The organism is Tenacibaculum profundicola, assembly GCF_057220795.1.
In genome coordinates this window covers 1,284,019-1,297,372 of sequence record NZ_CM170137.1, presented here as the reverse complement: position 1 = coordinate 1,297,372, position 13,354 = coordinate 1,284,019, and the positions used below count along the sequence as shown (strand labels likewise).

Sequence of the window (13,354 nt, the reverse complement as noted above, 5' to 3'; positions counted from 1 at the left end):
ATGTCAGCAATTGCCAATGTTGTAGTAAAATTTTCTGCGGATTTAAAGCAGTTTTCTTCCTCGATGCAAAACGTCAACAGGAGTTTGAAAAAAATGGGGAATCGATTGCAGGGAATAGGCACTACCTTATCGATAGGGGTTACTGCTCCCTTTGTTGCTTTTTCAGCAACAGTTTCAAAGTCCTTTTCTGAATTTGAAGCGGAACTATCTAAAATATCAGATTTGGTTGGTGTTTCTGTTGGTGAAGTCAGCGAAATGGGAGAAGCAGCAAAGGTGATGGCCACCAAATATGGAGTTTCTGCAAAGTCAGCAGCGGAAGCTTTGTTTTTTATTACTTCCGCAGGATTAAGGGGTAGTGATGCAATGGCAGTTTTGGAGCAGTCATTGAAAGGATCTGTGGTTGGTTTAGGGGATATAAACACAATTGCAGATTTATCCACAAGTGCCATGAATGCTTACGGGTCGGAGGTTTTAAGTGCTAGTGAAGCCACCGATGTATTAACCACCGCAGTAAAAGAAGGTAAATTGGATGCTTCTTCTTTGTCGCAATCCATGGGTGCAGTGCTTCCTTTGGCTTCTGCAATGAATGTTTCTTTTAATGAGGTTGGTGCAACCTTTGCGGCACTAAGTAGAACCGGAACCAATGCTTCGGAAGCAGCAACACAATTAAAAGGAATTTTATCGAGTATTTTAAAACCCACCAAAGAAGCAGAAGTTGCTTTGTCAGGAATGGGATTGTCTAGTGAATATATTCGTGATGTAATCAAAAATGATGGCTTGTTGGCAGCGCTTGAATTGTTAAATGTAAAATTCAAGGGTAACGTAACCGCAACTTCCGCAGTTTTTGGAAATGTTCGGGCTTTGTCCGGAGTATTGGATTTAATGGGATCTAATGTTGCCACAACTCGTGATATTTTTGCAAGTATGAATGATACTTTAGGTGCAACGGATAAAGCTTTCGAAGGTTCGTCTACTACTGTCGGATTCCGATATAATGTTGCAGTTAAGAGGTTGCAAAACTCATTGATTGATTTAGGTAAGGTTTTTACAGATGTATTTTTGCCTTTGTTTGAAGATTTAAGCGAATTTATTAAACGTGCTTTGGAACGTTTTAATGGTTTAAGTGCTTCAACAAAAAAGATTATTGTGGTTATTTCTTCGCTTGTTGCTGTGTTAGGTCCATTACTTGTTGCTTTGGGCTTTTTAATGACAACTGTAATTCCTGGTTTAACCACTGTATTTGCAACGCTTAGTGCAGTAATGTTGGCAAATCCAATTGGAATAATTGCCACAGCAGTAATCGGTTTATCCGCTGCGGTTGTGTTGTTTAATTCTAATCTTACAGGATTAACAGATACCACTGAAGAATGGGCAAGTGTTAACGAACGAGCAACGCAAAGCATTGCAAAAGAAAAGGTACAATTACAGCAAAATTTAACTATTGCAAAGGACGAAAACAGAAGTAAAAAGGAGCGTTTAAAATCAATAAATATTCTTAAAAAGCAATATCCTGAATATTTAGGTTTTTTGGATTTAGAAACCATAAACACGGATAAAACAAAAATTGCAACAGATAAGTTAATTGCTTCTTTATTTAAGAAAGCGAAAGTACAAGCAGCGCAAGAAAAATTGGTGGATATTGAAAAGCGTTTGTTGGATTTACAGCTTGGGCAAAATAAAGCAATTGAACCAACTTTGTGGCAAAATTTAGGAAATGCCATGACTTCCTTCGGGAGTGTTGCAAAAATGCATATTGGGCAATCTCAAACCATTGCTGAAAACTTTGGAAAAGAAAAAACCGCCCTTGAAAGTCTACGTGAAGGGTTGCAAAATTACTTAGTTGATAATCAGGAATTGGTGAAAGGCTTGGTGAAAGTGAATACTGTTGCTACTGCTCTAAACAAAACTGTTTCTAATGTTGGAAAGAGGGAAGGAGCTAAAGGGATAGGTCTTGAAAGTAAGGGGGTTAAGGCTATTGATGTGGATTTGGATTTTGCAGGTTCTGTTGATACGGAAAACCAAAAATTAAGTACTTCCTTAGATGGCGTTAAGTCAACATTTGTTGATTTTTCCGCAGAAGCATCAGGAATTATTACAGGCGCAGCAAATGAAACTTTGGCGGGGTTTGGGGTGATGCTTTCCGGATTAATGAGTGGAACCATGACAATGGGTGATGTTGCAGGGGGCTTGATGCGAATTATTGGTGGTTTAGCGGTGAAACTTGGGGAAGCTGCAATTAAAATTGGTATTGGAATGTTTGCGATAAAGAAAGCCTTCAAAAATCCATGGACTGCAATTGCAGCGGGTGTTGCTTTGGTTGCGGTTGGAACCATGATTTCTTCCGCAGCGGATATTACTTCAGGTGGTGGTGGCGAGCCAAGGCCTTTTGCAAAGGGTGGAATTGTTTATGGTCCTACCAATGCGTTAATTGGTGAATATGCGGGGGCAAGTAGTAACCCGGAAGTGGTTGCACCTTTAAATAAATTAAGGGATTTAATTACGCCTGCTTCACAGAGTTTAAATGTGCAGTTGGGTGGGGTTTTATCTGCCGAGTTAGGGAAATTACGTGTGGAATTGGATCGTTATGATTCGCGAAAAACTAGAACGACCTAATGAAAGCAGAATTTTTCAATATTGAAATTGTAGATACCAAGGACAATGATAGGGCTCTAAATTTGGAAGCAGCGCAAGCGGATGCACCAAAATTGGTTTATAATGGTTCGGATGATAAATTGGCTAATTTAATGACTAGTGAATTAGCCTTTAATTTCTTGGTTGCAGATTCCGCAGATGCAAAATTTTGGCACTTATTTACAGGGGAAGAAACACGTTTCAAAGTGTATTTGAAAAAAGAATGGGAAGGAGAAGTGACTACAATTTGGGAAGGCTTTTTATTACCGGAACAATTTTCTGAACCTTATGGTGGTGGTGGTTTTTTCACAGAATTTGTCGCAACGGATGGAATTGGGAGGTTAAAAGAAAAGGTTTTACCAATTGCCTACTACGAGCAAAAGAAATCCATTATTGAAGTGTTAATGGCTTGTTTGCATTTTACAGGATTGGATCTTCCTTTGTTGTTTTCAGAAGCAATCCAGGGAACTGCTTTTGAAGTAAGTTATACCGATTTATTAATTGATTGTACCTGCTATTTTAAGGAAGAAGAAAAGAAATCTGCTTACGATATTTTAGTGGCTATTTTGGAAAGTATTGGTTGTAAGTTGATGCAAGTGAATGCGCAATGGGTGGTAATTGGTTTAAATAAAATGTCGCAAAAAGTTGTCGAATTTTCAAAGTATTCTTTTAACATTATTGATGGAGTTATTTTTGAAGAAACAGTTGCTTTGGAGCGCAGAAAAATAACAGGTGCATTTTATGCAAGGCCAATAATAACTGCCATACCACCTTTAAATAAAATCACAGTGGATTGGGAAGCAGAAAATTCCAAATGGTTACTTCCTGAAGAAGTGGTGACAGCCTTTCCAATAAACTTTGAAAATGATACTTCGGATAATTCCATGCGTTTTTGGGAGTTGAAAAAAAACGATGAGCGAATGCGTGCCGATACTTTGGCAGCATATACCGATGATCAAATTACAACTGTTGGCTTAAATGGTTTTTATAAAGGCGTGCCGGTACTGAAAAATAAAGATGCTTTTATAATTGGTCCTAATGTTAGGATTTTAAGTTTTAAAAATCCTGAACCAAGGTTGTACAATGAAAATGAATCGTTTATTAATGAAACCAATATAAACGATAATTATATTACGCTAAAAGAACCTTTTTTTGTGTATGGTAGTACGGATATTGAAAGGGATATTAGTTTGGATATAGGTTGCTTTGCGTATAAAAATGGCTATGATGTAGTTACGGAAGATATACAAAATCAAATTGAAGAAGGAGAAATGAAACTGTTGTTCAATTTCGCTATTTTTTATAAAGAGCATTTAACGGAAGATGCTTCTGAAGAAACAATGTTGTTTTCTTCGTTAGATGAAGAAATGCCTGAAGGCTTTTTTAATTTTGATTTATCAGTAGCAGGTGATGTAAAGGGTACATTGAATGTTAAAAGTGTTTTATTTGAAAAAGATGGCTTTTATACTGTTCGTTTGTATCCAGTTCTAGCAAATAATTTTATTGATGCAAAAATTTATTTTACTAAACTTCATTTAAAAATAAATATTGAAAAGAATGTTGTGTATCAAGTTAATAGTATGTTGGATTTTACTACTTCTTTTGAAAAGACAGTTTTTCATGATACTTCGCGAATGTCAATTTCTGAACGTAGGTTTTTATTTAGTGATGCCTTAAAGGCTTCCATGGATAGCGGTGATTTGTTGGAAGCTACCAAAGTGCTGAAAAAAAGATATTACAGCAGTGAAGATATTTTTAATGCAGGAATGTTTTGGTATCGAAAATTATCTATTGGGATTTTTGAAGAATCTTATTTGGCGTTAAAAGATGGATTTACACTGCTTAAAAAAGTTGGTGCAGATTTTCAGGAAGTTGCAGCGGATAAATATACATTAGAAAAAATAGGGAATAGTTGCGAAATTAAACAGGTTTCTTTTGATGCAACAACGCCTTCATGGTTTATTCAGCAGGAAGATGAATTGTTTATATCTGCAAATTCAGGAAGCGGTGAATTGCGTTATTTGAATTATTGGTTGGATAAGTTTAAGAATTTAGGGGTAGAACAATTTGAAAGCGCAACCATGGCGGGAAGCGTTGGCAATATGTATGCAGCGATAGCTAATCGAACCTTTTTGAAAATTGAAGGTGTTTTGCAAAAACTAATGGATCCTTTGTGTTTTTTTCAATTTGATTATAAAGATATAAATGATTTGTATGTGGCAAATCTAACCTTGGATTTATCCAGGGGTACATCAGAAGTCGTGTTGGTAGAATCAAATTCATATTTTGAAGCAGAAGATGGGCAATTATACAGCGGTCCAGGAATAGGAACAGGAACACCAAAAATAAGTATAACAACAGGAGTTCGTGAACCTTCTTCAATTTCTTTTACTTGGGCTATTCGTGTGCTTTATACTATTGAAAATATTATGCCGGTTAACGCGGTGATTAATTGCGTGAAGTATACCGATGATCCAGGGGCGGGTGGTGTTCCTTCAGGACTTGTTTTAACGGATAATGTGGGAAGTACTAACGGAACCAAAGAATTTACCTTTGGTTTGTCCATGCCTGATGAAAAAAGGGGTTGGTATAAAATAACCATGGAACAAAATGGAGTGCTTTCCAATGAGGAAAATGTTTTAATAAATCCAATTATTGCAGGGGAAATTCATATTTCCAAACGATCTGTAAACAATAGCACCAAAGCAATAACCATTGATGCTTCTTTTATAGATTATCAAAATGATAATTTACAATTAGTGTATCAGGAATTACAACCATATACAGGAATTATTAAAGGCTTGCCACAATATACTTCTGTAAATGAACAGGCAAATTATACTGTTGCTTTAGGAAGTGGGAATTGGAAGGTGTGGTTAATTGATGGAAATATAGTGTCTAATCAAATATCTGTGGTTTTCTTATGAAAAACAATACCATACATATATTAAAATTTAAAGTACCTAATGTAAAAGAAAATGCAGTTTCTTTTGTGTCAAAAATTACATTCGATACCGATAAGATAAAATTTAGCAGCGATAAAATTACATTGGATAAATTATGAATTTAGAGTTGATCAATATAGGCCAAGAAGCGAATGATGGTACAGGTGATAATTTAAGGCATGGCGCTGAAAAAGTAAATTCCGCAATTTCCTATTTAAATAACACCTTTAAGCAATGGAAAATAAATGAATACCTGGATGAAGAAAAAGCGCCTTTTTATCGTGTTTATAGAGGGGATTTATATGAATATATTGGTGTTTTACCAAACACAATAACCGTATTTGATAAACCTGATTCTTCTGTAATGTGGCGGAATGCGCATTTTGTTGGTTTAGACGAGGATTCTCTTATTTCAGCGCAATTTATCCCTGAATTACCAATTTCTAAGATTACAGATTTAGAAATACAGCTAAATAATTTTTACACCCAAACAGAGGTTAATGATGCGTTAATCAATGCAAAAAGTGATGTTATTTCGCAGTTGCTGAACAACTCTAATGTGTTTTCTGAAAATCAAACCTTTGGGGGCCATATTATTGCTAAAAATGGAACTTTTGGAGATAGCATTGAAGTACACAATTTAGAAGGAGGCGCAAAAATAATTCTCGATGATGCTAATGAGAGCAAGCAAAGTATTTTATTTCGAAATGCGAGTGGTATTGATTGGAGTATTTGCCATAGTGTTTTTGGCGACGGACGAGTGTTGGCTACTGAATTTTCTTTTGAGAGTTCAGGGGGGCATGTAGCTAAATTACAACAGGCATCGGGATATATCGCCCTTTTGTCTGATGTTCCTGATACAAGTGCTTTTGTGACAAAATCAGAAGCCATAATTAAAATATATGAGAATTGGGAGGAAATAGATAGTGCTATACTTAATTTACATAGGGCGAGTGATCCAGTAGGTACTATTTTGGTAAACCCAACAAGAAAAGAAATGTATGTTCGAATGTCATTGTCAGAATGGAGTATCACATCTACAACTACAATTTAACAGTTAAATACAAATTATAGTAAAATGAGTAAAGCGGAAGAAAAAGCGGAAAAGCCATTTATAAATGAAGCACAGCAAAATGCAATCAAAGTACTAATTGAAGTTGCAGAACTAGGGCAAAAAAAAGGCTTATTTTCTTTAAATGATGCAAGTAAAGTAATTGGTTCAATTGGTCATTTAGCGCCATTAATTCAAGACGAATAATGTTTGAGATTTTAAAAGAAAATTGGGAAATATTTATGGGCGTTTTTGGCTCTGTATTAGCTTTTTTCGGTGGTCGTAAGACAAAGCGAATTAACGAAAAATCGGCAGAATTAGAGAATATTGAAAAGGTTCGAGAAATGGAAAAGAACCTACTCGATGATATGAAAGAACGGATTGATGAATTGATTGAATATAATAACTATTTAGAGGGAGTCGTAAAAGAATTACGAGAGAAAGTAAAAGTATATTCTACAAAGTACGGAGAATTAAATGAAGCACATAAAATTAGCTAAATCTCAAATAGGAGTAAAGGAGATTATAGGAGCAAAAGACAATCCAGAGGTATTAAAATATTTTAGCGAAATTGGTTTTGATGGCTCAAAATTGAAAGATGAAACTGCTTGGTGTAGTGCCTTTGTCAATTGGGTTTGTAAAAAATCTGGACTTCCTTATACTGGAAAACTTCACGCTAGGTCTTGGCTTAAAATTGGGGAGAAAGTACAAGAGCCAAGAGTTGGGGATGTTGTTGTTTTTTGGCGAGAATCTCCTAAGGGTTGGAAAGGTCACGTAGGTTTCTTTATAAAGGATACAAATGATAAAATATATGTACTTGGGGGTAATCAAAATAATCAAGTTAAAATATCAGGATACCCTAAAAACAGGCTTTTAAATTACATTAGATTATGAAAAAAATTATAGAATTACAAAACAGATTAACCCCTAAGTTTGACAAGTTAGCGCACTTCTTTTGGGGGTTTTGGTATGCTGTTTTCGGTTTGGTTTTGTACGCTGTTTTCGGGAGTATTTTACTAATCATTTTACCATGTGTTATTGTTGCTGGGCTAAAAGAATATTGGGATAGTAAAGGAAATGGAAAAGCGGAATGGTTGGATTTTATTTTTACAGTTATACCAAGCTTGGTTTTTTTAATTTTAATGTTGATGCTGTGAGAATTTTTTTTATTTATTTAGGAACTATAATTATCCTTTGTGTGTGTTTCTGGAATGTAGGTTTTTTAAAATTTGCTAAACAAAGGGTGATTATTGATAGTGTTTTGGTAATAAAAGAAATACCTGCTAAAAGTGGTAGTTTTAAAGTAGCTAAACCGAAAGAAAAAATAATAACTAGGTATAAATATATTTCCAACGATCAGAAGTATAAACAACTAATAGCACAGCTTGAAAAGAAATACAACCAAAAAGCCGACAGCATTTTAATTTTAAGGGAACTTTTACAGGCTAGACAAATAAATGAATATGAAGAAGTATTTAAAGATAGTGTTATTACTGCTAAAGTAAAAGCAACTACCAGGGGGACACTTGAAAGTTTAGATTTTAGTTATTATTTGGCTCCTCAATCATTAAAATACTATGAAAAAACAATCACTAAAACACTTACACCTAAATACTCCTTGCTAGTAGGAGGTAAGCTCAACACTTCAACTGATTTCAATAGAACCTCGTTTGAGTTAAACACAGGATTTCAAAATAAAAAAGGCAATATTTTTGAATTAGGCTACAATACAGACAAACAGTTTACAGTAGGATATAAATGGAATATATTAAGAAAGTATTAAAAGATTTAGGATTATACCCATGTTCATTTCATAAAAAACACTTTTAATCTCAGTCCTATTTACTTATATTTGAAAGGTAGATATGCGCAATTGTGCATATACATTAGTTGGCAGTAAGCTGAAAAAACAAAATATGATAGATATAAATGATGCGGTTCCAGTAAAAGATATGATTTCTGCGGCAAGTCCTTTGATAAAATCGGTAGTTGATACTTTTGTCACTCCTAAACTTGTTGAGTTTAAAAAGAAATTTGACAAAATAGATGATAAATATTTTGTGCCAACCGATGAACAGTTCAGAGAATATTACCATAGAACTTATAAAAAACTAGCAATAGTAAACACTATTGTTTTTAATAATTCTCAGCGGTTTCTGAAAGACATATACTTACCACTTACATTAAGCTGTACTAACGACAGAAAAATTAGACATAAGGTGGACAGTTATCCCCATGAACTGTGTGAAGAGTATGGAAACTTACTTGTTACAGATACTGCGGGAATGGGTAAGTCTACATTAATGAAAAAAATCTTCATTGATATCATTGATAACAATATTGGAATTCCAATTATAATTGAGTTAAGGCGTCTATCAAGTAAAAAAACTTTGTTAAGCGAAATTCAAGAGCAACTCAACTCATTAAATAAAGACTTTGATTCTTCATTACTTTTGGATTTACTAAGTGAAGGAGGTTTCATAATCATACTGGATGGATATGATGAAATTTCACTAACGGACAGGGATATAGTAACAGCTGATATTCAAGATTTCATCTCTAAGGCATCTAATAATGAGTATTTTATTACTTCTAGACCCGAACAAGCACTATTAAGTTTTGGACAGTTTCAAGAATTCAAAATTGAACCATTAAATAAAAAAGAAGCTTTTGAATTATTGAGAAAGTATGATAACCAAGGTTCTATTTCAACTTTACTTATTAATAAACTTCAGGAAACGGATATGGATAGTATCCAGGAGTTTTTGACAAATCCACTTCTTGTTTCTTTATTATTTGCCGCATTTGAACATAAGCAAGCAATACCTTTCAAAAAATACTTGTTTTACAGACAAGTCTATGATGCAAATTTTGCTTGTCATGATTTGACTAAAGGAGATTCATATAAACATGACAAATACTCAAAATTAGGAACAGATGATTTTCACAAGGTTTTAAGACATCTTGGATACAATAGTTTTAAACTCCAAAAAATTGAATTCACCAAAGACGATATCTTAAGTTTAATTGGGCAAAGTAAAGAGTTTTCTATTGGTCTAAAATTTAAAGAATCTGATTTCCTTAATGATATAATTCGTACAGTACCAATTTTCACAAAAGATGGAAATTATTATCGCTGGTCTCATAAATCATTACAAGAATATTTTGCTGCGCAATTTATCTATTTAGATTCTAAGGCTAAGCAAAATTTGATTTTAGAAAAACTTTACAATCACGTTAATATTGAAAAATTCTTGAATGTTCTCGACCTATATTATGACATGGATTATAAAACGTTCAGGAATGTAATAGAAAGACTTATTTTATTGGATTATAAAGAACATGCTGAGAGAAGTTATTTAGAGGAGTATAAAAATGTAAAGAAAGAATCGATTCAAATGAGAAAAGAAATTTCTTTTTTGACCACATCTTTTATTTTTAAATCAATACGATCTGGATGCATGGACATCGACCCTAAGAAATTCGGCAAAATGCTAGACAATTACACGAAAGATAACAATTTGGATAAAAAATCGTTTACGCCCATTTTTATTCAACCTGAAATACTAGTAAATCAATTTGCGATACATTATGAGAACAGAAAAAACAATATTTTAGATCTATTAGCTGGTAAAAAAAGCCATCTAGTGAGAATGATACCTCATAATAAATTAAGAAACAACACTCTAAATTTTACTTACAATTTCAAAAATGAATTTGAACTTGTTGAAATAACTGACAAAGTGAAGGAGAGTTTTAATTTGGTCGAAAATTTCGATGAAGTTAATGAACTAATAATTAGCACTAAATCTAGTTCTGTTATTATCAATAATAGGGAAGCTTTAAAAACATTAAAAGAAATTGAAGAAAATCTTAAATCAGAAAATGACGATGATTTTTTAACCAACGGAATTTAAAGCCTACTACCAACTAAGCATATGGCGTGCCGATAGGCTAACGCTATATATGATTGTTGGGCACATAAAACAAAATATATAATAGACTCACCACAAAGCGCCTTTTACGAGGTGTTTTTTTTGTCTAAAATTTAAGTTCGCGGTACTCAGTATTGTCTTCTTGATAGTCTAATATTCTATCGTCTTCATGTGATTTAGCAATACTATCAGTTGCTTTAATATTTTCTTGTTCCTTTGCTGTATATTGTTTAGTTGATTTGCAGCAAAAACCGATAAGAACCAGCAATATAAAAATACTCTTTTTCATACTTTTTTTTAATTTTAAGAAACAAAAAACAAAAAAAAGTCACATAACCAGTAAGGCTATAAAAAAAGCTCCCGAAGGAGCTAATAGGCAATTACATGCACTCTCTGCTAAACATATAAGAGCTTTGTTATAAAAAGAGTTTAACCGTTAATCTTATAAAATAAGCTTTCACTCGCTTTATAAAGTTATTTTACATACACATAACAGATTTAAAGAGGTTATCCCTAAAATATAAATGTTAAACTTAGAAACAGGTTTTTTCATTGATTAGTGAAACAAATAAAATGTAAAATAAAATCACCTTTTATTTGACGTTTTGAAGTGTTTAAAATTTTATATTTTAGTATTCTAATTTTAATAAAATTATTGTGACGGAAAAAATAAAAGCATTCCTCTTTGTTAAAACATTACTTTTAATAACGATTTCTTCAGCGCAGGAAACATATAAATCAGAATATCGAGATCTGTTAGATTTAAAAGATAAATTAATTGCAGAACAAAGTTTGATAAACGATTCAATAGAAAAAATTGAAATAAGATTGAATTATATTAAATCTAAATTGTCAAATAAAATCGATGAAGGAAAAAAATATTCTATTTCAAAAACAAAATTAGATGCAAAAATAAGAAATGAACCTGATGGTGGTGGAAAGGTAATTGCTGTCATACCGAAAGATTCATCAGTAAAAGTCTATGAGTATAAAAATATGTTCTGGTTAATTGAGAAAGATTCAATTAAAGGATATGCAAATGAAGTCTATTTATATAGTAATAAAGAGATGTATCATATAAAAAATTCCGTAAATTATGATGAGTTAAAACAAAGGTTCGGAAAAGGTATAGCTAGTAAAATTTCAAGGAACTTAATATGGATTGGTATGACAAAAGAAATGGCAAGGTTAAGTATTGGTAATCCAAAAGACATTAATCGAACATCAGGTAGCTGGGGGAAACAAGAACAATGGGTTTATAAAAACAGATATTTGTATTTCGAAAACGGAAAGCTCACATCTTACCAGGACTAAATATATGTTTAAATTATGAAAGGAGAAACAGCATTAAAACGACCGTTTAGCCTTGACGCTATGTGCAATTTCCCAACACACGAAAAGCTTTTGATGCTTCTTCTGCCGTGACTCCGAAACTACCTATCGTAGCTTTATTTTAGAGTTTCCGACCAATCTTCAATTTTGTAATAGCCAATTTCTCTTAAGTAGTTTCTCACAGTTTGATTATCTTGATGATCTGTTATTGTTCTGATATAGTCAAGGGCTCTTTCTTCAAAATTCACTACACCTTCTTTTTTGTATTTTTCGGTTATTTCAAGGAAAATTTTACCAATAGCAGAATGTCTTAGAGAATAAATGTTATAGTCATTCGAGAATTTTAGCGGTTTTCTGATGTTTTTGGTAAATCTTTTACCCCAGTATCCTCTGCGGTTTTTTTCTTCTGTTACAGTAGGGTTTGAATTGTTTGTTGTTGGTCTCGTTAGCCATTGATTTGGTTCGTTGTCTTTAGTAAATAAAAAGTAGTCTTTTTTATATTTTGATAAATCTATTTTTGAGTAAAATTCTTCAATCAAGATATTTGGTATTTGTTTAAATTGTTTGGTAGTCTTTGTATCGGAATGAATTAATTTATTGTCTAAATTAATGTGTCCAATTTTTATTCTTACTACTTCAACATTTCTAAACAAGGCATAGTAAACGTGAGCTATGAAATAATATAACCAAATATCATTTTTCTTAGCAGTTTCAAAAATGGTCTTAACTTCCTCTTGGGTAAAGGCAGTGTTTTTCGTTGGTTTTGTTTTTAATTTTGGAATCCCCTCCTTTATAAAATTATGTTGTATAAAATTCTCTGTTACTAATTTTGTAAATAATGCGGATAAAACTGTTTTTGTATTATTTCTATTGCTAGGAGAACTTTTCCTTAAAACATAATTCAAATAATTATTTATGATTGTTTTATCAATAGATGTAATAGTTTTTTTATCTAGACCCTTTTTAGTTAAATACTCAAAAAATACATTTGCTCGATTTTCATAATCATCGTAAGAGGTTCGCTTTAGTTCGAGTTTTTTAAGTTCTAGAACGTGCTTTATTGCTGTTATTGCTGTGTATTTATTATCCTCTATTTCGTATGGCGAAAACCCTCTTTTTAAAATATCCTCAACACTATTCCTGTAATGTTTTATCCATTTATATCTAGAGTCGAAGTCTTTGAATTTTCTATTTACATTATAATAGATGGGATCTTGTCTTTCCATTTTACCCGTTTTGGGGTTTAAAAAGTCATAATATATATACCATCTAAAACCTTTTCTAGTAAGATGTTCTTTTTCTTGACTAGAAAAAGAGGATTTCGGTCTTCCTTCTATCTCCTTGGGAAAAATTTTAGGCTCTGAATATTTTTTCACACAGTATTCGATTGAGTATTCGCTTTCTAAAATAGTAAGAATTTTGCTCATAAAAAAAATGCGCCGTAAAGCGCATTTTTATTG

General features: G+C 32.8%; 12 protein-coding genes. 10 read left to right on the top strand and 2 right to left on the bottom strand.

Annotation, left to right across the window (positions count from 1 at the left end):
- From AC2TDS_RS05510 to AC2TDS_RS05470, 9 genes are all read left to right on the top strand, one after another.
- Nucleotides 1-2,613: a phage tail tape measure protein gene (locus AC2TDS_RS05510; RefSeq protein WP_484738120.1), complete on the top strand. Its 2,613-nt coding sequence runs from the start codon at nt 1-3 to the stop codon at nt 2,611-2,613.
- On the top strand, nt 2,613-5,558 hold the full coding sequence (locus AC2TDS_RS05505) for a hypothetical protein (protein WP_484738119.1): 2,946 nt from the start codon (nt 2,613-2,615) through the stop codon (nt 5,556-5,558). Before AC2TDS_RS05510 ends, AC2TDS_RS05505 begins: the two co-directional genes overlap by 1 nt.
- 133 nt (nt 5,559-5,691) lie before the next feature.
- Nucleotides 5,692-6,630, top strand: coding sequence for a hypothetical protein (locus AC2TDS_RS05500; RefSeq protein ID WP_484738118.1), 939 nt, complete (start codon nt 5,692-5,694; stop codon nt 6,628-6,630).
- Nucleotides 6,631-6,654: 24 nt separating this feature from the next.
- Nucleotides 6,655-6,834, top strand: a complete 180-nt coding sequence (locus AC2TDS_RS05495; protein WP_484738117.1) for a hypothetical protein — start codon at nt 6,655-6,657, stop codon at nt 6,832-6,834.
- Nucleotides 6,834-7,127, top strand: a complete 294-nt coding sequence (locus tag AC2TDS_RS05490; protein ID WP_484738116.1) for a DASH complex subunit DAD2 — start codon at nt 6,834-6,836, stop codon at nt 7,125-7,127. The genes AC2TDS_RS05495 and AC2TDS_RS05490 overlap by 1 nt, the downstream gene beginning before the upstream one ends.
- Nucleotides 7,105-7,521, top strand: coding sequence for a TIGR02594 family protein (locus AC2TDS_RS05485; protein ID WP_484738115.1), 417 nt, complete (start codon nt 7,105-7,107; stop codon nt 7,519-7,521). The genes AC2TDS_RS05490 and AC2TDS_RS05485 overlap by 23 nt, the downstream gene beginning before the upstream one ends.
- A complete protein-coding gene (locus tag AC2TDS_RS05480; protein WP_484738114.1) occupies nt 7,518-7,784 on the top strand; it encodes a hypothetical protein in 267 nt (88 codons plus the stop codon). Before AC2TDS_RS05485 ends, AC2TDS_RS05480 begins: the two co-directional genes overlap by 4 nt.
- Nucleotides 7,781-8,410 carry a hypothetical protein gene (locus tag AC2TDS_RS05475; RefSeq protein WP_484738113.1) on the top strand — a complete coding sequence of 210 codons (630 nt, stop codon included), beginning with the start codon at nt 7,781-7,783 and terminating at the stop codon, nt 8,408-8,410. Before AC2TDS_RS05480 ends, AC2TDS_RS05475 begins: the two co-directional genes overlap by 4 nt.
- A gap of 133 nt (nt 8,411-8,543) precedes the next feature.
- A complete protein-coding gene (locus tag AC2TDS_RS05470) occupies nt 8,544-10,544 on the top strand; it encodes an NACHT domain-containing protein (RefSeq protein ID WP_484738112.1) in 2,001 nt (666 codons plus the stop codon).
- 124 nt (nt 10,545-10,668) lie between these two features.
- Here the strand turns inward: AC2TDS_RS05470 and AC2TDS_RS05465 are convergent, their stop codons facing one another.
- Nucleotides 10,669-10,851, bottom strand: coding sequence for a hypothetical protein (locus AC2TDS_RS05465; protein WP_484738111.1), 183 nt, complete (start codon nt 10,849-10,851; stop codon nt 10,669-10,671).
- A 368-nt stretch (nt 10,852-11,219) separates the two neighbouring features.
- Here AC2TDS_RS05465 and AC2TDS_RS05460 point away from each other — a divergent pair, with 368 nt between their 5' ends.
- Nucleotides 11,220-11,876 (top strand): SH3 domain-containing protein, encoded by a 657-nt coding sequence (locus tag AC2TDS_RS05460; RefSeq protein ID WP_484738110.1) that lies wholly within the window; start codon nt 11,220-11,222, stop codon nt 11,874-11,876.
- A gap of 134 nt (nt 11,877-12,010) precedes the next feature.
- Here the strand turns inward: AC2TDS_RS05460 and AC2TDS_RS05455 are convergent, their stop codons facing one another.
- Nucleotides 12,011-13,270, bottom strand: coding sequence for a tyrosine-type recombinase/integrase (locus tag AC2TDS_RS05455; protein ID WP_484738109.1), 1,260 nt, complete (start codon nt 13,268-13,270; stop codon nt 12,011-12,013).
- Nucleotides 13,271-13,354: the final 84 nt, after the last annotated feature.